This window comes from Pseudoclavibacter sp. CFCC 13796 (assembly GCF_008831185.1).
Taxonomy (GTDB): domain Bacteria; phylum Actinomycetota; class Actinomycetes; order Actinomycetales; family Microbacteriaceae; genus Pseudoclavibacter_A.
The window spans coordinates 1,909,394-1,931,223 of the sequence record NZ_WBKD01000001.1; the positions used below are offsets into that span (position 1 = coordinate 1,909,394).

19 protein-coding genes and 1 pseudogene are annotated in these 21,830 nt (G+C 64.6%); 11 read left to right on the top strand and 9 right to left on the bottom strand.

Going from position 1 to position 21,830, the window contains the following annotated elements; translation table 11 throughout:
- Window positions 1–243: 243 nt before the first annotated feature.
- Together F8O07_RS08595 and F8O07_RS08600 are read right to left on the bottom strand one after the other, a co-directional pair.
- A pseudogene (locus F8O07_RS08595) lies at window positions 244–1,179 on the bottom strand (recombinase family protein); the annotation flags it as partial.
- 15 nt (window positions 1,180–1,194) lie between these two features.
- On the bottom strand, window positions 1,195–1,803 hold the full coding sequence (locus F8O07_RS08600; RefSeq protein ID WP_158031645.1) for a recombinase family protein: 609 nt from the start codon (window positions 1,801–1,803) through the stop codon (window positions 1,195–1,197).
- Between the two features lie 632 nt (window positions 1,804–2,435).
- Here F8O07_RS08600 and F8O07_RS08605 point away from each other — a divergent pair.
- The 4 genes from F8O07_RS08605 to F8O07_RS08620 all read left to right on the top strand — a co-directional run bounded on the left by F8O07_RS08605 (window position 2,436) and on the right by F8O07_RS08620 (window position 4,472).
- Window positions 2,436–2,744 carry a hypothetical protein gene (locus tag F8O07_RS08605; protein ID WP_158031646.1) on the top strand — a complete coding sequence of 103 codons (309 nt, stop codon included), beginning with the start codon at window positions 2,436–2,438 and terminating at the stop codon, window positions 2,742–2,744.
- A gap of 14 nt (window positions 2,745–2,758) precedes the next feature.
- Entirely contained in the window at window positions 2,759–3,040 is a 282-nt protein-coding gene (locus F8O07_RS08610; protein ID WP_158031647.1) for a hypothetical protein, read from the top strand.
- On the top strand, window positions 3,040–3,435 hold the full coding sequence (locus F8O07_RS08615; protein ID WP_158031648.1) for a hypothetical protein: 396 nt from the start codon (window positions 3,040–3,042) through the stop codon (window positions 3,433–3,435). Before F8O07_RS08610 ends, F8O07_RS08615 begins: the two co-directional genes overlap by 1 nt.
- A 263-nt stretch (window positions 3,436–3,698) precedes the next feature.
- Window positions 3,699–4,472, top strand: a complete 774-nt coding sequence (locus F8O07_RS08620; protein WP_192496716.1) for a 5'-methylthioadenosine/S-adenosylhomocysteine nucleosidase — start codon at window positions 3,699–3,701, stop codon at window positions 4,470–4,472.
- Window positions 4,473–6,101: 1,629 nt separating this feature from the next.
- Here the strand turns inward: F8O07_RS08620 and F8O07_RS08635 are convergent.
- Complete coding sequence (locus F8O07_RS08635; RefSeq protein WP_158031651.1) at window positions 6,102–6,371, bottom strand: Rho termination factor N-terminal domain-containing protein; 270 nt, start codon at window positions 6,369–6,371, stop codon at window positions 6,102–6,104.
- Window positions 6,372–6,641: 270 nt separating this feature from the next.
- Between F8O07_RS08635 and F8O07_RS08640 the strand changes: the two genes are divergently transcribed.
- Both F8O07_RS08640 and F8O07_RS08645 read left to right on the top strand, forming a co-directional pair.
- Window positions 6,642–7,370, top strand: a complete 729-nt coding sequence (locus F8O07_RS08640; protein ID WP_158031652.1) for an NUDIX hydrolase — start codon at window positions 6,642–6,644, stop codon at window positions 7,368–7,370.
- 110 nt (window positions 7,371–7,480) lie between these two features.
- Window positions 7,481–8,524 carry a hypothetical protein gene (locus tag F8O07_RS08645; RefSeq protein WP_158031653.1) on the top strand — a complete coding sequence of 348 codons (1,044 nt, stop codon included), beginning with the start codon at window positions 7,481–7,483 and terminating at the stop codon, window positions 8,522–8,524.
- Between the two features lie 7 nt (window positions 8,525–8,531).
- Here the strand turns inward: F8O07_RS08645 and F8O07_RS08650 are convergent, their stop codons facing one another.
- Complete coding sequence (locus F8O07_RS08650) at window positions 8,532–9,386, bottom strand: carbon-nitrogen hydrolase family protein (RefSeq protein WP_158031654.1); 855 nt, start codon at window positions 9,384–9,386, stop codon at window positions 8,532–8,534.
- Between the two features lie 130 nt (window positions 9,387–9,516).
- Here F8O07_RS08650 and F8O07_RS08655 point away from each other — a divergent pair, with 130 nt between their 5' ends.
- From F8O07_RS08655 to F8O07_RS08665, 3 genes are read left to right on the top strand one after another with little or no spacing between them, the layout of a single operon-like run.
- Entirely contained in the window at window positions 9,517–11,070 is a 1,554-nt protein-coding gene (locus F8O07_RS08655) for a class I adenylate-forming enzyme family protein (RefSeq protein ID WP_158031655.1), read from the top strand.
- Window positions 11,071–11,078: 8 nt separating this feature from the next.
- Window positions 11,079–12,554 (top strand): beta-ketoacyl-[acyl-carrier-protein] synthase family protein, encoded by a 1,476-nt coding sequence (locus tag F8O07_RS08660; RefSeq protein WP_225733233.1) that lies wholly within the window; start codon window positions 11,079–11,081, stop codon window positions 12,552–12,554.
- On the top strand, window positions 12,547–13,737 hold the full coding sequence (locus F8O07_RS08665) for an acyl-CoA dehydrogenase family protein (protein ID WP_158031656.1): 1,191 nt from the start codon (window positions 12,547–12,549) through the stop codon (window positions 13,735–13,737). The genes F8O07_RS08660 and F8O07_RS08665 overlap by 8 nt, the downstream gene beginning before the upstream one ends.
- A 118-nt stretch (window positions 13,738–13,855) precedes the next feature.
- Here F8O07_RS08665 and F8O07_RS08670 read toward each other — a convergent pair whose 3' ends face one another.
- Window positions 13,856–14,059 (bottom strand): cold-shock protein, encoded by a 204-nt coding sequence (locus F8O07_RS08670; RefSeq protein ID WP_158031657.1) that lies wholly within the window; start codon window positions 14,057–14,059, stop codon window positions 13,856–13,858.
- 458 nt (window positions 14,060–14,517) lie between these two features.
- Between F8O07_RS08670 and F8O07_RS08675 the strand changes: the two genes are divergently transcribed.
- Window positions 14,518–15,846: a bifunctional glycosyltransferase family 2/GtrA family protein gene (locus F8O07_RS08675; protein ID WP_158031658.1), complete on the top strand. Its 1,329-nt coding sequence runs from the start codon at window positions 14,518–14,520 to the stop codon at window positions 15,844–15,846.
- Window positions 15,843–17,906 (top strand): ArnT family glycosyltransferase, encoded by a 2,064-nt coding sequence (locus tag F8O07_RS08680; RefSeq protein ID WP_158031659.1) that lies wholly within the window; start codon window positions 15,843–15,845, stop codon window positions 17,904–17,906. Before F8O07_RS08675 ends, F8O07_RS08680 begins: the two co-directional genes overlap by 4 nt.
- Window positions 17,907–18,025: 119 nt before the next feature.
- Here the strand turns inward: F8O07_RS08680 and F8O07_RS08685 are convergent, their stop codons facing one another.
- From F8O07_RS08685 to F8O07_RS08700, 4 genes are all read right to left on the bottom strand, one after another.
- The gene (locus F8O07_RS08685) at window positions 18,026–19,225 is read right to left on the bottom strand and encodes a hypothetical protein (RefSeq protein ID WP_158031660.1); all 1,200 of its coding nucleotides are present in this window, start codon (window positions 19,223–19,225) and stop codon (window positions 18,026–18,028) included.
- Window positions 19,226–19,369: 144 nt separating this feature from the next.
- A complete protein-coding gene (locus F8O07_RS08690; protein ID WP_158031867.1) occupies window positions 19,370–19,936 on the bottom strand; it encodes a GNAT family N-acetyltransferase in 567 nt (188 codons plus the stop codon).
- 99 nt (window positions 19,937–20,035) lie between these two features.
- A complete protein-coding gene (locus tag F8O07_RS08695) occupies window positions 20,036–20,848 on the bottom strand; it encodes a formate/nitrite transporter family protein (protein ID WP_158031661.1) in 813 nt (270 codons plus the stop codon).
- Window positions 20,845–21,786: a VOC family protein gene (locus tag F8O07_RS08700; RefSeq protein ID WP_158031662.1), complete on the bottom strand. Its 942-nt coding sequence runs from the start codon at window positions 21,784–21,786 to the stop codon at window positions 20,845–20,847. Before F8O07_RS08700 ends, F8O07_RS08695 begins: the two co-directional genes overlap by 4 nt.
- Window positions 21,787–21,830 lie beyond the last annotated feature (44 nt).

Below are 21,830 nucleotides of genomic sequence, written 5' to 3' on the forward strand. Positions count from 1 at the left end.
TCCGTGGCGTAGATCACGTCGAGGGCCACGCGCTGATCGGTGGTCAACCGTGCTTGAGACTTCGCCGGATTTTTCGCGACCGCACCCCGCGAATCGTGTCTCTTTGGGGTTCGGTTCCGCGATCCGCGTTGCTCAGAGCCCTTGAGAACACGGGAGATCAACGATTTCAGCGCCGGACGCTTGTTTGAGAATCGCTTGGGAAGGCCCACCCAAATCCGGTATGGGAACGCCTGCCGTGGGGCTTTACTCAGCTAGGACCTCGGCGATCTCATCCCGCAGTTCGACGCGCAGATCTTCATCGCCTGGGCCGATGAGGACGCGGTTGAACAATGCGTTGTTCATCTGCTTCCGCGCATCTGGCGCTGCAGCGAGGTATCGCGCATGCGCGTCGTTCAGGAGTTCCAAGAGCGCCGATACACGTCGCACTGCAGTAGCCGCAGCCTCCCCGAGCCGGGTTTGTTCTTCGCTGACCCGAGACAGCGTCTGCGACAGCTTCTTCGGCTCTCTCACGAGCGTCTCGCGGGCGATGCCATCTGAGTAGTAGAGATCGAGTAGCTTTGCCTGGTGCGAGGCCAGAAGTGTCGATTGTTCGTCGAGTTCGACACAGTGTTGCTCTCGGGCATCAGCGTCAAGCGCGACGCGCAGCTGATGCGCCTGCTTGATCTTCCGTAGTCGACGGTCGTCAATCTCGATCGTCGAATACGCGCCTTCGACGCGGCGTTCGACGTTTGCGATTGGCAACGCACTCTGTGTGCATCGTGGAATGCCAGACTGCCGACCGGAGCAGACGAAGTAGTCATAGATGCGGCCGCTCTGCGAACGGGCCTTGTGAACGATGAGACGCCAGCGGCAGTTGAGACAGTAGACCGTGCTCTTGAGGTAATGCGTATGAATGCGACTGCGTTCGCCGCTGCGTCGAGCCTCGAGGAGTCGTTGCACCGTGTCCCAAGTCGTCGTCGAGACGAGCGGTTCATGTGATCCAGCGTGCTGAGCTCCGTTCATTGTGACAATGCCCTTGTAGTACGGGTTGGTCAGCACCCGATGGAAGCTCGTCACTGTGGGAATAGCAGCCGGTCGCGCCGGGGTTGGGCGTGTTCTTAAGCCGCGTTTCTCGAGTTCAGCTACGAGCTGAGCGACGCTCCAGTTGCCTGTCGCATACGCCTCGAACGCCCAAGCAACATGCGGCGCTCGTTCCTAGTCGGTCACGACGGTTCGAAACTCCCGACCATCATCCGTCTTTCGTCGGACATTGAGATACCCGATCGGTGCGCGACTCGGCGTCCCTCCCTGGATAACCTTCTGGCGCATGCCCTTCATGACTTCCTGCGCAAGGTTACGCGAGTAGAACTCGGCAATCGACGCCATGATCCCGTGCAATAGCGCGCCGTTCGGCGTCGTGCCGATGTCCTCCGTGCTCGAGACGAGACGAGCTCCAGTGTCGTGAATTGCTCGGGTGATCGCGATGTCATCGGCGCGAGAACGGGCGAGTCTGTCGAGCTTGTGCACAATGACATAGTCGACCGGATGCTCTCGCAGGTAAGTGAGCATCCGTTGGAGCCCGGGCCGGTCGGCGCTTCGCCCCGATCGCCCACGATCGACAAATTGGGCAGCGACGAAAGCACCAAGTGCGTGTGCTTGCTTGTGGTTTGCCTGGAGTTGGGCAGGGATAGAGAAGCCGTCTAGCTCACCGCCCTTCGTTGCCTGACGAATAGTCGAGACTCGGGCGTACGAAATAGCAAGCACCGGGGACAAAGCCTCCGGAGCAGATGAACGAGGATGAAAGGTATCTAATATGTGGGTCATTAGGCCAAGATGACAGTGGTGCCGACACGCTGCTTAGCGTCGGTGAGGTACTGACATCCGTGCATGATTCTTCGGAGTTTGGGGTGAATAGCTTCTCTCGACGAGGGGCCTCGGTACCGACTGCTCTCACCTGTCCAGAGAAAAAGTAATGAGCTTGCTGGCGCCATCGCTAGATGAGTGTGTTTCGGATACCGCTCACCGGTATCACGGCAGGAGTGCCCTTTATGTGGTGCCATCTCCATTCCCGCGCGTACTGGCCTTTGCGCTCCAATCAAGTTGAACATCCAGAAATACTCGATTCAGCGCCAGAAGATCTGATATAACTTGATTTACAGTGGCGTAGCTGTCCGAGTTAGGGGATCAATGTCAACACCGTCTACCGGCATGCAAGACAAATCTGAGAAGCTGTTGGCCGGGATACTTGCTCTTATGGCGGCAGAGCGAGACGACGCAATCAGCGCAAGATCAGCTAGTCTCCCCCGTCTCCGAAGCAGCGAGTCAGTGTTGAGTTCTGCGGGTTTCACTCCGGCCGAGATTGCTGAGTCTCTTGGAAAGACATATGAAGGCGTTCGTTCAACGCTTCGGCGTGAAGCAGCTCAGAAAAACAAGCGTGCTAAGGATGTGGGTGACGCATGACTACTCCGTATGAGCAGGAGATGCTCGACAAAATGGACCTCTTGCTCGGCGCCGTACAGCTCGCCTACGCGGAGGAAATCAAGACCGCGCGAGCTGACCTGCGTTCCGACCCAGTTATTGCTGCAATCCTCGACACGTGTGAAGACTGGACAGCCTCGGCAACAGTAATCAATGAGGCTGTGCGCGTGTCGGAATCCGGGAAGCGTACTGTTCAACGGCGCATCGCGGACCTCATTGGGAAGCGCGCGTTGATGTCACGTGGTGCCGGTGCGTCAATGAGCTACAAGAGCACTGGACTGCTGTGAGAAGGGTATAATTAATGGTTGCTATTGAAGAGGAAGACGCGGAAATCGCGTTCTCCGCTAGCCAGCAGGCTCTGCTTGCTGCTCTGGTCGCGTTGCTTGCGGATGAGAGAGAACACGACTCTCTACGGACAGCCAGTCGGAAGACCGAGGTACTTCTTGCTGATGCAGGTCTTCGCCCGGCTCAGATTGGCCCAATTCTTGGTAAGAAGCCGGACACGGTAAGGGTCGCCATCAATAGAGCGCGACAAGCAGCTGCAAAGTCTGCCAAGAAGCTTTCTGAAAGCAAAGGCGAGTAGTGGCGGAAAGCTTGGAACTGTTAGCCGAGATCGCTGCAATGCGAAATCAGCTCGATGATGTCTCGGCAATGACAGCTGCACTTTTGCGTGCCAACGGAGAGGAGCTGTCCGAAGCGATTCTGGATTATCTAAGCAAAGACGAGGCTGCGCGGATCATCTTTCTGATGTGCGACGGGGCTACGACGCAGGCCACCATCGTGGCTGGTCTAGGGGCCCGTAAAATCAAGGGCGGAAGTGCTGCGCAGATCACCCGCAAGCTTGAGAAGCTTGCCAAGGACTATCACCTGATAGCACCTGATCATCGACGAGCGGGGAGCAAGGTCTATCGACGTACTCAAATCGCTACAGCACTCAGCATCGAGCGCAAGCTTCTCAAGGCAGGCTTCACACTGTGAGTGCCGCCGATGAACGGGCCTTGGTTCAAGCGCTTGCGCGAGCCTGCCGGACTCGTGGTTTTCACGACAGTACCTCGTCGATAACAGGTGTCGTCGTTCGATCGTACACGGAATCGGCTAGTGTGCGGCCTTCCGATATTTCCGAGACCTTCTGTGTCTCGAATGGTCTCACAAAGGCTGAAGCAGCCGCTTTCGCCAATGAAGTAATTTCGTCGATTCGCAAGGACGAGACCGATTGCCACAGCATCGTGAGCCCATCCGTGATGATTGTCACTGCGCTGAGCCTAGAAGCAGAGGCAGTGGCGGAGTATCTCGAGGACGTTCGTGAGGTAGAACACCCCATCACGGGGTCCATATATCAGGTTGGACGATTCAACGGATCGCTCATGTTCGATGTTGCAATAGTCGTAACCGCACCCGGGAACGATTTCGCGGCAATGGAGACTGAGCGTGCCATCCAGCACTTCAGGCCCGCGGTTGCGTTGTTCGTTGGGGTTGCTGGTGGGGTTAAGGATGACGTCGTCATCGGTGATGTTGTTGCAGCGGACTACGTCTACGACTACTCTTCGGCGAAGGAAGGCGACGGTTTCGTTCGAGCCAGGATCAAGACGGCGAATGCGACCTATGCGGCTGTTCAGCGTGCCCGTGCGGTCGCATCATCCCGAGCATGGATTCCACTCATCAAGCGTCAACCCCCTCTCGCCAATGCCCCAGTGCCCAGTGCCCTCATCAAGCCAATCGCCGCTGGACCGCGGCTGTTGACTGCCACCGATGCCCCGACTGCGCTATGGATCAAGCAGCACTGTGGGGACGCACTAGCGGTCGAGATGGAGGGATATGGGTTTCATGCAGCGATGTCTGCGTACCCCGATATCAACGCAATGGTAGTCCGTGGGGTATCGGACGTAGTGGATGGGAAGTCAACTGAAGCAGATAAGGAATGGCAGCCGGTCGCAGCGAGCCGCGCCGCCGCTTTTGCGCTGACCCTCGCTACTGGGCTTCTCCAATCGTCAGTAAAGAAGCAATCAAATAGATGAGGCGACAATGGCGAAAACTGAAACCGAAGAACTGATCTCGGCAATTCAAAGCATCGATCGAAAGCTAAGTGCTTTGCTATCGATCGCAGTGGATCAACACCTGCGACGGACGCCCGACCTCGCGAACCCGCGTCCGCGGAATATTGATCAGATACTATCGGACGCTGGCATGCTCGGAACAGAGATTGCAACCACGCTCGGAAAGAGTCCGCAGGCAGTTTCTCAGGCGCTGAGGAGTAGATCCAAGCCGAGCGAAGGTGCTCGCAACGCTCAGTCTAAAACGGAAAGCAATTAGGTTGATCGGTCCGAGCTTCCTTGTGCTATGGGAGCCAGTGATGATCAATGGAACGCAGGTCGCGTGTTGGAGTATCTGTCCCCGAAGCATGAACGTGGAAGGCACACAGGTACGTCGACTAGAACACTCGTTTACTAACAGCCCAACTGGTAAATCAGGAGGACAAGCTATGTCTTGGGGTGGCCGCCGCTTACAGATCATGTCAATAACTTCAAGGTCCTCGGTGAGCCTGAGTTCGCCTCGAAGTCGCCATTAGCGCTTGCGCCACGCCACGCCAGCCTCATCAAGAACCCACCTAGATCACCCGCAACGACCCGCCACCCACCGGCTACACTCGACCCAAGCGAACCGCCCGGTTCCCTGTAAACACAAGGGAATCCGCGAGTTCCCGAGATGATCGGCGGAGACCGGAAATCGGCCGGATCCTCCAAGGGGTCGCAGGTTCAAATCCGGTCAGCTCGCCGGACAGAACGCTCCGTACACTTGCAAACACACGGCACGGGCGTTTTCTCGTTGCCCCTGTTCAGTCGCCTCGGGGTGATCTAGGGGTGATGACTGCTTGACCGCCTTCGCACGAGCGTACTGCGGAGAATGCTCACTACGGGGCCGAGCACCTGTGACTGGAAGTATGGCACCCGAGACATAGGAGACCTCTCCCGAGGCCTTGTAGACATAGGCGGTCGCTCGCTCGGCGGGCTGGCCGGGGCGGCCGTCCGGGGTGTTCTCGTCGAAGCGACGCTGGTTCTCGTCCTAGCCCTCGGCAGGATGTGAGACGCCCTAATGGTTCCCGGGGCAGCCGCGTTGATGTGCACACCCCGCTCCCCTGCTCCTCAGCGAGGAGCACTCATGAAGGGCACGAGAGCGGCCTTCGTCATGGCATAGTCGAGCGGGTCGTGTTCCGGATCGAACGGCTGGATCGATGCGGTCACAATGACGGAGAAACCGATTGCAGGAGCGTGGCGCCCTCCCGGGGTTTTCCCGGCAGGCTGAGGCACCTGCGCCCCGCATCTACGCTGTAACGTTCGGTCTCTGCGGCGTCTGGTTCCTCCTGCGGCAGGTACGAGATCGCGACATCGGCCCCTCCCGCGCAAAGGCGATCGCGATGGCGCGACCGACCCCAGAGTCACCGCCGGTGATGAGTGCCCACTGTCCCAGAGTCTCGCACTGCCGCAGCAACTCTCCTCACTGTGATCTGCTCGGGCGGTCAGCCCGGCTGGTCCAGCTAATTCCGCTCCGGTAGCGGTGGCCACGAATACTTGTAGCGCGGATCGGTGTTCGTCATGGTCTGCTCCGTTGTTTCGTCGCTCATTTCATCGAGACGAGGATCGCCCGAGTCAGTGCTCGCGCAACAGACGGATGAGCTCGGCTTTGCGTAGCTTGGAGTAACCGGTGAGGCCGAACTCCTTCGCACGTTCGCGCAGTTGCGAAACGGTGCGTTCTTCGTAGTCCTCTGCTTCACCACCGCGCTTGCCAATCTTTGACCGACCGTCCTTGGCCGCCGCGTTCGAGATGCGGGCAGCTTTCTCTTTCGACGCCCCATCGTCACGCAAACGCTCGTAGAGCTTCTCGTCCTTCAGCTGGGGCACGGATGATCGTTTGGGCACCGTCCTCTCCTTTCTTTGCGTGTGGTCCTGCGGAGGCTGCGCGCCCGCCACGCAGGTGGAAGGCTACGCAGAGAAACCCATCGGCCCGCGTGCTGTCAGATGCCGGATGAAGTCTCTACCACCGACTCTAAGCGGAGCCCTGTCGCACGACCACCCCATTGACATGGTTGACAGCGATGGCTCATGGTGACGCCCCCCGCGAATCAAGACCTCTTGCTCTCCGGGTACACGACCGTACGGCGCGGCCGCACCCTGCCCTATGGTGTCATCATGACCACATTGGCCCAGCAGGCACGGCACCAGCTCGAGGCGCAGTTCGGGCCCGGCTATCGCATCCCCTTCGTCGCGCAGGGCACCGGGACCTCGAGGGCCGACGCACGCCGCTCGGCCGTGCTCATTCTCTTCGGCCAGCTCGATGAGGTACCCGCCACCGCCAGAGCGACCGCCGCGGTCGATGCTGCAGATCACGCCACAGACGCCCACCCCGTCGTGCCCGAACTCGACGTGCTGCTCACCCGCAGATCGAGCACGATGCGCGCGCACGCCGGCCAGATCGCCTTCCCCGGCGGTGGCGCAGAGCCCGACGACGCCTCACCGGCTGCGACCGCACTGCGCGAGGCCAATGAAGAGACCGGCGTCGACCCGACCGGCGTCGATGTGTTGGGCACGCTGCCCGACATCTACATTCCCGTCAGCAACAATCTGGTCACGCCGCTGATCGGCTGGTGGCGCCGCCCGAGCGAGATCGCGGCTGACAACACCGAGTCGACCGAGGTGTTCCGCGTGCCCGTCGCCGAGCTGATCGACCCGACGCATCGTGGCACGTCGGTGCTGCGGGTCGGCCACCAGACGCATCACGGCCCGGCGTTCCGGCTCGCGTCGCACTTCGGCGGGCATCTGGTCTGGGGCTTCACCGCGATGCTGCTCGCCGGCGTATTCGACTCGCTCGGGTGGGCGGTTGCGTGGGATGCCGACCGCCGCTTCGAGGTCGCCCGCTGATCGCGCATGGTCGCCGCCGGTCGAGTACCGCTCCGTGCACCAGCCGACTAAACTCGGTGGTCGTCACTGTGTCGCACGCAATGTCGAGCTGAGAACAGGAACCACAGAACATGGCCCAAGCAGCCAGAAGCAGGAGCCACACGAACGGCGGTTGGTGGATCGCCAGCGCGCTGATCGTCGTCGTACTCGTCTGCGGCGGCTACCTCTGGTACCTGCACGGCGGCGGTCTCGATCAGCTGAGCACAGGCGCTGGCAGCGATGAAGGCCGCTGTGCGTCAGCCACGACTTCTCTGACCGAAGCGCAGAAGGCGCTCACCGATGCGGCAGCCGCAGCGAAGACCGCCCTGCACGAGGCAGACGCGGACGCCGACGTCGCGAGCCGTCGCCCCGCTGAGGCCGCTGACGAAGAGGGCCCCGCGTACGCGGCCACACCCGATGGCACGACGCTCATCGCACAGCTGCGGCCGGCGGCGAGCAGTGCCACCACGACGCCGGTTCCTTCGTGCAGCACGCGATCTGACGCCGACGCGATCGGCACCCACGCCGACGAGGTGAAGGCACAGGCCGGCGATCTCGCGAAGAGCACGGCGACGCTGCGCCAGGGCATGACCCAGCTCAAGCGCGATCAGACCGCCAAGACCGCCCCAAAGGTGCTGAGCGCCTCAGACCAGGTGCTCTCCGACGCCCACACCACCGATGAGTACGCGACCAGCGACGTGGGGCGCACGCTGATTCCCGACGTCGAGAGCCGCCGCGACGCTCTGCGCAAACTGATGCAGACCGACACCAAGAACGTCGACGCCGCCCTGTTCGACAAGACGGTGGATGCCGCACGCTCCGGCGCGACGGCGCTGGCCGCAGACCTGGCCGAGTGGAAGCAGGCGCGTGCTGACGAAGAGACCGCGGTCTCGCAGAAGTCGCTGGAGCAGGCCGCATACGACACCTCGCACGACGACGAGCACGATGCCGACGAGCAGGACGCCGATCACTCCCCCAGCGCTCAGAGCACCGCATCCGACGCACCTGCGGCCGGCGAAGACATCCGGCTGCACGCCTTCTGCAAGGCGCAGAACGGCTACATCACCTACCGTGCGTCGAACGGCTGGAGCCGCATCACAGCCAACCAGGATTACCTGCAGCGGCAGTGCGACTGACCGTCGGTCAGCGCTGCTGAGACTCGTCGGCGATCGTCACGGCGAACCTCCGGCCCAGCAGCGCCGGGTTCGTGGCACGCACTTGGGCGATGCGCTGCAGGCTGATCTCGGTGTGCACCAGAGCGTCTTCGGCACCGGTGGCCGAGAGCACCACGCCCATCGGGTCGACAATCAGTGACCGTCCGATGCCGTCGGGCACCGACTGCCCCGCAGCCAGCACATAGACGGTGTTCTCAATGGCACGCGCCTGAGCCAGCGTGCGCCAGTGCAGTTCTTTCAGCGAACCGCCGACCCACTGCGACGGCACCGCCACCAGCTCGGCTCCGGCGTCGACGATGCGTCGGGTGATCTCGGGAAAGCGCAGGTCGTACCCGGCTTGCAGACCGACGACGATGCCCTCGACCTCGAAGGTCTGCGGGTCGTCGAGCGGCCCCGGTCGCACATACCGCGACTCATGGTGCCCGAAGGTGTCGAACAGGTGCACCTTGCGATAGATGCCCTCGATCTCGCCTTTGGGCGACACCGCGACCACGGTGTTCCACAGCCGCTGGTCGTCCTGGTCGTCGACCTCGCCGAAGCCCGCGACCACGTGGATGCCGTGCACCGCTGCGATCTCGGCGAGCTGACAGACGAAGGGGCCGTCGAGCGGCTGCGCGTGGGCGACGAAGTCTGCCCCGAGACGACCGCTGAAATACGAGGCGTACTCCGGAAAGACCACGAGGGATGCTCGGCGACGGGCCGCCTCGGCGACGCACCGCTCGATGATGCGCAGGTTCTCGGCTTCATCCGGCCCCGGCGAGATCTGTGCGGCCACCACCACCACGGTCTTGTTCAGCCAGAGAGAGTCTTCGGGAGTCGACATGACGTCATCTTCTCACAGCACAGGCGTCGAGTCGCCGCACGACGCTCTGCCAGCAGCGGCCGTTGGGGTAAGGTGTGCGTCATCGAGGCAGAACGCCGCCCGTCTCAGCGCACCTTTCGAGGAGAAAACCGTGCCCATCACTCAGTCGATGCTGCAGGTCGCGGCCTCGCACCCCGAACGCCTCGCGATCGTCGGCGACCGTCTGCGTCTGACCTACCGGCAGCTCGTCGACGACGGAGCCCGAGTGCAGGCCGCCGTCGAGCATCTGCTGGGCCCCGACCGAGACGCGACGACAGCCGGCATCCCCGAGGCGCAGGGGCGTCCCATCGTCGGCATCTGCCTGACCGACGCCGCACAGACCGGGCGTCTCATCGCCGGTCTTGCGGGCTTCGGCGCGATCTCGGCGACCATCGACCCGCGCTGGCCGGTCGACCATCAGCTGCGCGTCATCCACCGCACCCAGATGGCCATCGTCATCACCGACTCGACCACGCTGCGGCAGCGGCTGCACGACTGGACGGGCACCGTGATCACCTCGGCAGCCTTCGACGAGCTCACACGCACCCTGCCGCCGGCGAGCGCACCGACCGTCCGCGACGGCGACGAGCCCTTTCTGCTGCTGTTCTCGTCAGGCACGACCAGCGCACCCAAGGGCTTCATCCGCACCCGCCGCGAGTACCGCTACAACATCGCCGTCTCGAGCCGCTACCTCGAGGCGCTCGACGGCGAGCGCACCCTCGCGCCCGGGCCCATCTCGTACAGTCTGACGCTCTATGCCCTGCTCGAAGTGCTCGCCTCTGGCGGCACCTGCTCGCTGAGCGACTCGTTCTCGCCGATTCCGCTGGTCTCGCGCATGCGTGACGAGCACATCGAACGCATCGTGGCGGTGCCGGCTGCGGTGCAGGGCATCGCTCAGGCGGCACGACACGAGCCGGCCGCGGCCGAGCACCTGCGGCTGCTGGTGACCGGTGGCGCCAACCTCTCGGCGAGCGTGCGTGAGAGCGTGCAGCAGGCCTTTCCCGGTGTGCCGCTGATCAGCTACTACGGGGCCGCCGAGATCGGATTCATCGGCGACAGCCGCGGCGGCGACGGCACCCGCATCCATCTCTACGACGGCGTCGAGATCAGCATCCGCGACCCGCACGGGCAGCCGGTGCCCGACGGTCAGATCGGCGAGCTGCACATTCGCGTGCCCTCGACGGCGGCCGGCTATGTCGCCGCACTCACCGACGAGCATCTCGTCGACGAGGCCGGCTGGGCGACGGTGCACGACCAGGGCCGGCTGGTGGATGGCGCGCTCGAGCTGGTCGGGCGCGCAGGCGACATCGTGGTCACCGGCGGTCACAAGGTGAGCCTTCCCGAGGTGGAACGCGCCCTGGCCGAGATCCCGGGCTGCGAGCGCAGCTGCGCGGTCGCCGTGCCCGACCGCACGCTCGGCTCGATCGTGGTCGCCGTCATCGAGCACGATGAGCGGGATGCTGGCGCAGTCGGGCTGCCCACGAAGGCCGGGCTGCCAACGAAGGCCGAGCTACTCCGCGAGCTGCGTCGGCGTCTGGCTCCGCAGTTCGTGCCCAGAAGGTTCTGCGTCGTCGCCCGGCTGCCGCGCACCGTCGGGGGCAAGGTTCGGCGTTCCGAAACCACTGAGCTGATCGAGGCCGACGGACCGGAGGTCACCCGGCTATGAGCGCAGATGTGTCCACGAACTCACGTCCCGCGGTGAGCGCGTCCCAGAACGGCGCACGCCGCCCGGTCTTCGTCAGCGGGTTCGGTGCCGTGGCCCCCTGCGGGCTCGATGCCGAGACCACCTGGCAGGCGGTGCTCGCGGGGCGCAGCGGCATCGGGCTGCTGCACGGCCCTGACGGCTGCGGCGGATCGTACGACGACCTGCCCGTGCGTATCGGCGGGCAGGTTCGCGACTTCGAGGCGAGCTCGGTGCTGCCGCCGCACGAGGCGCGCCGACTCAGCCAGGTGCTGTGGTGGGCGATCGCCGCAGCAGACGAAGCCCTCGCTCACGCCGGGTCGGCTGGTCGGCTGCCGGGCGCGCCACGAGCCGAGATTATTGTGGGCACCGGATCTGGCCCGATCCAGACGATGCAGCAGCAGACCCGGGCGCTCGACGCCCGCGGGCCGAGAGGAGTCACCCCGTACGTCGCCATGCACGGCGCGCCCGACGCCGCCGGCGCCCTGCTCAGCATGCGCTACGACCTGCACGGCCCGACCGTCGGCCTCTCGGCCACCTGCGCGAGCGGGGCGGTCGCACTCGGCGAGGCCATGCGCCGCATCCGCCACGGCTATGCCGATGCCGTGCTCGTCGTGGGTATGGAAGACTGCCTCAACGCGGTGAACCTCTCGGCCAACGCACGCATGCGGGCTCTGGCGGCCGGGTACGAGGCCGACCCGGCATCCGCCTGCCGCCCGTTCGACCGCGCCCGCAGTGGGTTCGTCATGGCGCAGGGCGCCGCGGCCGTCCTGCTCGAATCCGGCGAGAGTCTGCGGGCGCGCGGCGGTCGCCCGCTCGCCGAGCTGGCCGGCTATGGGGCGTCGAGCGATGCCTGGCACGCGACGGCACCCGACCCAGAGGCGCGCGGCGCGGCTCAGGCGATCGATGCTTGTCTGCAGGATGCCGGCGTCGCGCCCAGAGACGTCGATCACGTGAACGCGCACGGCACCGGCACCCCGCTCAACGACAGCATGGAGGTGCAGGCCCTCGACCGCGCGCTCGGCGCGGCGGCACAGCAGGTGCCGATCACCTCGACGAAGTCGTCGACCGGTCATCTGCTCGGCGCCTCGGGCGTGCTCGAGGCGGTGTTCGCCGTGCAGACGCTGCGCGACCGTGTGGTGCCGCCGACGATCAATCTGGACGAGAGTGCGTTTCCCGACCACGACATCGTCACCGGGCAGGCCCGGCCGGTCGACGTGCGCACGGTGCTGTCGAACTCCTTCGGCTTCGGCGGGCATAACGCCTCGCTGCTGCTGCGCCGCGCATCCGCACTCTCCCGAGGAGACCTCGTGAGCTCGCATCCGCAGACGGCTCAGGCTCAGCCCCAATCCAAAATCCAGACTCAAGCCCAGCCCCAGACTCAGGCTCAGCCCCAAACTCAGACCCAGACCCAGACGACCGGGCAACCAGCCGGCCGCCGACCCATGCGAAAGGCAATCGATGACTGACACCGCACACCGCGACCGCGAGGCGCGCTTCGCCGAGATCTCGCAGCAGCTGCTGCCCGACGATCTCTGGCAGCGCATCCATGATCGAGCCGCCGATTACGACGAGCGCAACGTCTTCTTCGACGAAGATCTCGCCGAGCTGCGCGAACACGGCTATCTCAAGGCGTTCGTGCCCACCGAACTCGGCGGCGCCGGCCTCGGCATGCACGAGGTGTCGCTGCTGCAGCAGCGTCTGGCGCAGGCCGCACCGGCGACGGCTCTCGGCATCAACATGCATCTGGTCTGGACGGGTGTGGCGCACGCCATGGCCGCTCGCGGCGATCACTCGCACGACTTCGTGCTCGAAGAGACCGCTGAGGGAGAGATCTTCGCCTTCGGCATCAGCGAGGCGGGCAACGACTTCGTGCTCTTCGGGTCGACCACCGAGGCCGACCCCCAGGACGACGGCGGTTATCGCTTCACCGGCACGAAGGTGTTCACCTCACTGGGCCCGGTCTGGACGCGGCTGGGGGTGCACGGGCTCGACCAGACCGACCCGGAAGCCCCGCGAGTGGTCTACGGGTTCGTCAATCGCGAAGACGGCGGCGCCGAGCCCGTGGGCGGCTGGAATCCGTTGGGCATGCGCGCGACCCAGAGCCGGTCGACGCGACTCGATCACGCGCTGGTGCACGCTGACCGCATGACCCGAAGCATTCCCGTCGGCCCCTCCCCCGATCTGCTCACCTTCGCCATCAACGCGAACTTCCAGCTGCTGATCGCCTCGGTCTACACAGGGCTCGCCGCGCGGGCGCTCGATCTTGCCGTCGAGGGGCTGCGCGGCCGCTGGTCGGCAAAGGCTTCGGAGTCGCTCGCCGAGGTGCCGGAGTTTCGTGCGCGCATCGCCGACATGGCGATGGAGTACGAAGCCGTGCCGCCGCAGCTGGCGACGTACACCAGAGAGTTCGACGCCCTCGTCGATCACGGCGCAGGCTGGGCCCGCCGGTTCGTGGGCGGCAAGCTGCGCGCCGTCGAGATGGCCAAGAACGTCGTGCAGGATGCGATCCGTCTGTCCGGGTCACGTGCCTATGACGCCGGCAGCGAGCTCAGTCGCCTCCAGCGCGACGTGCTCGCGGGGATGTTCCATCCGGCAGGCTGGGACGCCGCACGGCCGGTCTTCGCAACGCAGTATCTCGACGAGCAGTAGTCGTCAGACGACGAAAGAGGGCGTTCCCACTGAATTCATCAGTGGGAACGCCCTCTTGGTGTGTGCCGTGCGCGATCAGTGCGATCGTTCACGACTCACGAAGTCGACTGCGCCTGTCTCAGGCGTTGCGGATGTTCTCGGCCTGCAGACCCTTGGGGCCCTGCGTCACCTCGAACTCGACGTGCTGGTTCTCTTCGAGGTTACGGTAGCCGTCACCGGTGATCGCGCTGTAGTGAGCGAACACGTCGGCGCTGCCGTCGTCAGGGGCGATGAAGCCGAAGCCTTTTTCCGAGTTGAACCATTTGACTGTGCCGGTTGTCATGCTGTACTGCTTTCTTTCGTTGTTCGACAGCACTCCTGCACTGTCGATTTTTCGCGGCCCGGTGGGCGCGAAGCTCTTCTGTGTGCGTATGACAACCGTTGTCATACGACTTGTGCACGCCCTTTTCGCGCGAATCTCGTCGGACGCCGAGGCATATTCGCACATGCCACCGAGAGTGCTGATCGTCCGTTGATTGCTTTCGAAGGCCGAGCGGGAAATCACTCGGCCGTTCGACGACCGATGTGACCGAGAGACGACTGCCTACATCGCTCTCGTCCATACAGGCGCTCTCAACCGCCCGCGGTAGCTCTCAGCCTACACACCTCGCCTGCGACGCGCGACTCCTGCGGCGCGGCGCGTCGCGGCGAATCTCGCCGACAAGACTGTCACAGCTTGCTGCTCGGAACTGCACATACAATCACCTCCTGCATCACAAGCACCGTCGCGAGCATGTTCATATGACGACCGACCAGACCCGACCGGCAACCGACCCACACCGTCTGCGCGCCCCTGATCCGCCGCAGACGCCGCACAGCGTGCTGAACATCGTGATTCCCGTGTACAACGAAGAGGCCTCGCTGGCGCGGGCGGTGACGACCACCCGCTCCTTTCTCGATGAGGGGTTTCCGTTCAGCACGACGATCACCATCGTCGACAACGCATCGACAGACGGCACGTGGCAGGTCGCCGGCGCGCTGGCCGAGAGTCTGCCCTCCGTGCGCGCTGTGCATCTCGATCAGAAGGGGCGAGGGCTCGCGCTGGCCACCGCCTGGTCTGCTGCCGACGCTCAGGTGCTCGCATACATGGATGTCGATCTCTCGACAGATCTGCGCGCACTCGCACCGCTCGTGGCACCGCTGGTCTCAGGGCACAGCGATCTGGCGATCGGAACACGGCTTTCTCGCACCTCTCGGGTGAAGCGCGGCGTCAAACGAGAGTTCATCTCACGCTCGTACAACCTGCTGCTGCACGGCACGCTCGGCGTTCGCTTCTCAGACGCACAGTGCGGGTTCAAGGCGATCTCGGCGCAGGCAGCTCGGGCTCTGCTGCCCTACGTGCACGACTCACAGTGGTTCTTCGACACCGAGCTGCTGGTGATCGCCGAGAAGGCAGGACTGCGCATTCACGAGGTTCCGGTCGACTGGGTCGACGATCCAGACAGCCGTGTCGACATCCCGGCGACTGTCAGGCAAGACCTCGGTGGCATCGTGCGGCTCGGATCCGAGCTCGTGCGCGGTCGCATCCCGCTCGAGACGATTCGTCGCACGGTTCGACCAGGAGACCCAAGAGCACCTGCGTCGACCGACGCGAGCGCACCAGAGACGCAGAGCGGCTCGCTGCTCAGACAGCTCGTACGATTCGGTCTGATCGGCGTCGCGAGCACGGCCCTCTACACCGTGCTGCTGCTGATGCTGCAGACCATGATGAGCGCGCAGGCGGCCAATCTGCTGGCGCTGCTGCTGAGCACGATCGTCAACACCCAGGCCAATCGCAGACTGACCTTCGGAGTGCGCAGCCGTGCCGGCACCCTGCGGCATCAGGGCCAGGGGCTGCTCGTCTTCGCCCTGTGCTGGCTACTGACCTCGGTGGCGCTTTCGCTGACTCAGGGGTTCTCTCCCCTCGTGCAGATCGTGGCTGCCACCGTCTCGAACCTTGTCGCCACGCTGCTGAAGTTCCTGCTCTTTCGACGCTGGGTCTTCCGCCCGCACCCCGCCGATTCGACGTCGGCAGCCGATTCGAACGACCGATCCTCACACCCTACGATCATCTCCGGAGGAGACAAATGACGACCACCACATCCACCCCCGAGACCGCCGCCGTCAGCGAGACGCGGGCGCCCGAGAGGCAGCGACGCCCACGGTGGGAGCTCCCGGCGCTCGGTGCCCTGCTGGTGGTGACGGCCTTCACATACATCTGGAATCTCGGCGCGTCGGGTTGGGCGAACGCCTTTTACAGCGCCGCCGTTCAGGCCGGCGCCGAGAACTGGACTGCTTTTCTCTTCGGCTCTTCAGACGCCGGCAACTCGATCACTGTCGACAAACCGCCGGCGTTCCTCTGGCTCATGGCGCTCTCTGTGCGGGTTTTCGGGCTGAACACGTGGGCGATGCTGATACCTCAGGCTCTGCTGGGCGTCGCGACGACAGCGGTGCTCTATGCCGCCGTGCGGCGGGTCTCCACCCCCGTGGCTGCTCTGCTGGCCGGCGTCGCATTCGCGTCGACGCCGATCGTGGCGTTGATGTTCCGTTACAACAATCCCGATGCGATGCTCGTCTTTCTGCTCACGCTCACGGCGTACTTCGTCGTCCGTGCCGTGCAAGACGGCAGAACACGATGGATGCTGTGGGCCGGCGTCGCCATCGGGTTCGCCTTTCTGACGAAACAGCTGCAGGCCTTCGTCGTGCTGCCGGGGTTCGCCGCAGCCTATCTGCTGGCGGCACCGGTGCCGTTGCGACGCCGTCTGCGAGACGGGCTGCTGGCCGTCGCAGCGATCATTGCGAGCGCTGGATGGTGGGTGGCTCTGGTCGAGCTCGTCCCCGAGTCGTGGCGCCCCTACGTCGGCGGTTCGCAGAACGACTCGTTTCTCGAGCTCACCTTCGGGTACAACGGGCTCGGCCGCATCACTGGCAACGAGACAGGGTCGGTCACACCCGGCGGAGGCGGCGGGCAGGGAAGCATGTGGGGCTCGACCGGGATCACACGTCTGCTCGACGGCGAGATCGGAGGTCAGGCGTCCTGGCTCATTCCTGCTGCGGTCATTCTGATGGTCACGCTGCTCGTGCTCACGTGGCGTCGTCCACGAACTGACGCGCTGCGGGCTTCGGTCATCGTGTGGGGCAGCTGGATGCTGGTCACCTTCCTGGTGTTCAGCTTCATGTCCGGCATCTTCCACGCCTACTACACGGTCGCTTTGGCACCGGGCATCGCCGGCGTCATCGGGCTCGGTGCCGCTGAGCTGTGGCGGATGCGCGGCGAGAGCGCACGACGCGGCCGCGCTCTGACCATCGTGCTGGCAGGGGCGGTCATGGTGACGGCGGTTTGGGCGTTCGTGCTGCTCGGCCGCAGTGAGAGTCTGCTTCGCTGGCCGGTTCTTGTGCTCGGCGCGGCCTCGGCGATCGGACTGGCGGCCAGCGCCTGGGTTCCCGATTCGCGAAAGCTGGCCGTGCGCAGCGCAGTCGCCGCAGTCGTCGTCTGCCTCGCCGGGCCGACGAGCTACACGATCTACACCGTGCAGCAGGGGTACACCGGCTCGATCATCACCGCGGGCCCTGCCGTGCAGTCTGGCAGCATGCGAGGCCCAGGCGGCGGTATGGGAGGCGGCATGGGCGGCGGCATGGGCGGCGGACAAGGCATGCCGCAGCCTAGAGCAGGCGCGGCTGACGGTGCCGACTCGGCACCGAACGCTCCGGGCACCTCGCCGGACGGCTCAGGTTCCCAGCCGCCGAGTGCAGGATCGGCCGGAGGACGCAGCGAAGGCCGCATGGGCGGCGGGCTTCTCGGCGGCACCACGGTCTCGGATCAGATCACAGAGATGCTGCGAGGCGATTCCACCGCCTTCCGGTGGGCGGCAGCCACGACAGGGTCGCAGAACGCGGCCTCGTATCAGCTCGCCGCCGACGTGCCGGTCATGCCGATCGGCGGGTTCAACGGCAGCGACCCGTTCCCGACGCTGCAGCTGTTCCAGCAGTACGTCGACGATGGCGAGATCCACTTCTACATCGCCGGGGGTTCCATGGGAGCGCCCAACGGAGGGTCATCGGCGTCCTCTGAGATCGAGTCGTGGGTGCAGCAGAACTTCACAGCTCAGACCGTCGACGGAGTGACCGTCTACGACCTCACACAACGGTGAACCGAAATCGCCCGCCGCACTCTGCTCACTGAGCAGCTGTGCGGCGGGCGATCTTCGTCGGCTCTGTTCAGGCGGCCAGCCCTGTGCAGGCGGCCAGCTCTTCAGGCGGTCGGCTCTGCTCAGGCCAGAGATGCCCTCAGACAGTCGGGCGCTGTCGAGCGGCCTTGCGCTCCATCCCCGACGCGCATCCGTCCGGTCGCTCCGGTGACCCCGGTCGCTCCGCCTGCTCCGAGTGCCTGCTGCACCAGTCGTACGCAGTTCTCGAACGCTTCGGCGTTGCGATCGGTCATCTCGCCGGCATAGTGTCGCGCGGCGATTTTCATGTTCAGTGCTTGGCGACGTGTCGCCCACCCCTTCTCGACGCGGCCGACCGGCAGCGCGCGAAGATAATGCGCGCCGACGAGCCCCGGCCATGAGACTGCCCGGCGGTCTGATCGTCGGGCGTCGGTACGCATCACTCGCGAGTTCTCCAGGTGCAGCACGCCGTCGAGCATGACGACGCGGCGGGCGTCGTAATGGTCTGCCTGACGCCACGAGCGACTCGATTTGACCTGGACGCCGATCACTTCGTGCGCTGTGGTGTCGATCACGATCATGTCGGCGTTCGCTCCGCCGGCGAATCGTTCGAACTGCGGCGGGGCGGGAAGCACCACTGTCTGAGGTGACCGGCACGACACTTCGAGCAGGGCGATCATCGCGTCGATCTCTGTGAGCATTCCCGTGTGCCACCTGCGCAGCTGTCTCGTCTCAGCGTCGTCTTGGGCCATGCTGCCCAGGGCTTGTTCGCGCACTGCGGAGAACAGCAGGACGTCACTGGAGAGTTCGAACCGCGCCCGCGCCACCGTGCGGCGGATGCTTCGTGGCGTGCACTCGTCGAAGAGCAGTGCGCTCCACATCGGCAGACATCTGGCGTTCAGCCGGTGAAAGCTGAATTCGGTCAGCGCGTGCAGCACCTTCGCCGATTCGATCTGCTGAGATGCGGTCACTCCTTCAGCCGGCCCGCCAGAGCAGTCGCCCTCAGAGGCCGCCTGCTCGTTTGCGATCTCGACTGACAGCGCGACGAGTCGATCTCCGGCCGCGGCGAACCAGCGCAGGTAGGCCTGCGCCTCGGCATCGAGCTGACGCTTCGAGATGCCGATGGCTCTGCCGCTGAGACAGTCGTGCAGAAGACCGCCCCAGCGCTCGGCGTGGGCCCTCCCCTGACCCATGATGGAGTCGAGTTCGCGCTGCGTCTTCGCTGGGAGGCTTGCCCCAGCTGTCGCAGTGTGCGTCGGTGGGACTTCGCGGTGATACGCCTGCACGAATTCGCTGAACTGCATGACTCCTCCTGCCGGGAGCCGCAGCATGCGGTCCCCGACTACAGGGTGCCGCCTGATGCTGTGCCGTGTCTGAGCAGCAGCCGTGCGTCTGCAATCACCGAAGGGGGTCAGCGCCGGTTCGGTGCCAGCCAGGTCAGAGGGGTCTCAGAGGTGCTTCGGCAGCATGGCGGGGCGGGCCATGCCGGCCTCGGCGGGATGATCGTCGTCGAGGTCGAGTTCAAGCCAGGTGACGTCGTGCCACTCGTCGAACTTCCAGCCGACCCGTTCGAAGCGGCCGACCTCACGAAACCCCATGCGCTTGTGCATGCGGATGCTGGCCTCGTTCTCGCTGACCACGTTCGCGATGACGCGTCGGTAGCCACGCTCGGCCAGACGATCCATCATGGCGTCGTACATCGCACGACCCACGCCTCCACGGCGTTCGTCGACCGACACGTACACGCTGGTTTCGCAGGTCCAGTCATAGGCGGGTCTGTCGCTGAACTCGTGCGCATATGCGTACCCGACGACCTGGCCGTCGCGTTCGGCGACCACCCATGCGTAGTGCTCGAGGGCTCCCTGCATGCGCTCGGCAACCATCTCGGTCGTCGGAGCGATCGTCTCGAAGGTGAACGACGTGTGTTCGACGTACGGACGGTACACTTCGGCGCACGCCTGAGCGTCGTCAATCGTCGCCAGGCGGATGTTCAGATCGGTCACAGTCTCTGTCATCGTCACCGCGTTAGCCTAACGTTCGAAAGTGAACATGCAAACCCCTCTTTCCTGCGTGTCGCCGACGTCGTGGCACGCCCTTGGCATGGGGTGACGGGATCAGACGACGCGCCGATGTGCCCACCACAGTGGAAGGACGGTGAGCAGCAGCGCGCCGGCCAGGTTTCCGGCCAGTGCGGGCACCTGATTCCACGCCCACCACTGCGCTGCGGTGACGTCGGCGCCGAGTACGATGCCAGCCGGGATCACGAACAGGTTCACCACCGCATGTTCGAGTCCCAGGGCATAGAACATCGTCACCGGCAGCCACATCGCCAGCACTCGCCCGGCAGTGTCGTCAGCCGCGTAGTTGAGCATCGCGCCGATCGTCACCAGCCAGTTGCAGAGCATCGCCTTGACGAAGACCACGGCGACGCCCAGGGCGCCGAATGCGGCGTAGCCGGTCGTCTTGGTCTCTGCCGTGCTCACGATCATCGCGATGACGGCGGATGTCGCGCTGTGACCCTCGGGCGTCCTGCCGAAATCCGTGGCACCGGCTGCGAAGAGGCAGATGAAGACGCCGGCACCGGCGAAGTGCCCGACCAGCACCCATGTCGCGTTGCGCGCGAAGTCACGGCCGCGAGCGCGGTGCGCGAGCATGGCCAGCGGCACGACGGCGAAGTTGCCGGTGACGAGTTCGAGACCGAGCAGCATGATGACCACGAACCCGATCGGAAACACGATAGCGCCGATCAGCGGCAGCCCGGTCTGCGTCGTGGCCGCATATGAGAGCACCGTCGCACACGAGAGCAGCGCTCCGGCAAGTGCGCCGCGGGCGAAGAGCGACGCGGCCGGAGCCACAGCCCGTTGGGCTCCGGAGTCAATCACTCGATCGAGCATGACCCGCGCGCTCACGGCTCTCGGTGCGCTCACGGCGCCAGCAGCTCGTCGATGACGATCTTCTTCATGCCCAGAAGTCGTTCATAGGCTTTGGGTCGCTGCATCAGCTCGCCGATGTTCGCAGGAACGATCTGCCAGCTCACCCCGAACCGATCTCGGCACCAGCCGCAGGCCTCGGCCTCAGGCGACGACGACAGCAGCGCCCAGAGACGGTCGATCTCGGTCTGGTCGGCGCAGTCGACCTGCAGAGACACACCCTCGCTGAAGGTGAAGTCGGCACTGCCGGTGTCGTCTGCGGCCGTGAGCCACTGGTCACAGAGCTGAAAGTCCGCGAACTCCAGCAGCCCGTCGGCGCTGGCGTCGCCCGTCGGATCTTTGTCTGTTCGGCTGTGCGGAATGACCGTGCCGAGCCCGGCCATCTCGGCGCGCGGTCTGAACACGTCGACGTAGTACTCGATCGCCTGCAGGGCACTTCCCCGCTGAGGGCCGGCGAACAGGAGCGACGGCAGCACGAAGGGCCGAGGCGCACCGCGAGGGTCGGTCAGGATCAGCTGCCAGCACACGCCGTATCGATCCTGCATCCACCCGAAACACCTGCTGAACGACGTCTCGCCCAACGGGGCGAGGGCTGTGCCGCCACGACCGAGTGCCTGCCACACGCGGTGCAGATGCTCCTGTGCCTGAGCGTCGACGCTGGGGTCGAAGTTCAGCATGAGCGAGATCGACGGGTTCGGACGAAATTCCGCACCGGCGTTGATGGCGACGAGCCTCTGGCCCGCGACGGTGAACTCGATCGTGAGCTCCTGGCCCGCCATGGCTTCCTGGAAGGGAAGCAGGCCCTCGTGCGGATAGTGCGAGACGTCGGTGACGTGGCAGTCTGGCAGCGCCTCGAGGTAGAAGTCGACGGCCTCGCGAGCGCTGCCGTCGAACCAGAGGTTCGGCACGATGCAGGCCTTCTCGTCTGTCTGCATCGGGGGCCTCCTTCGATCGCCGCTGACCATGTCATCTCATCGTG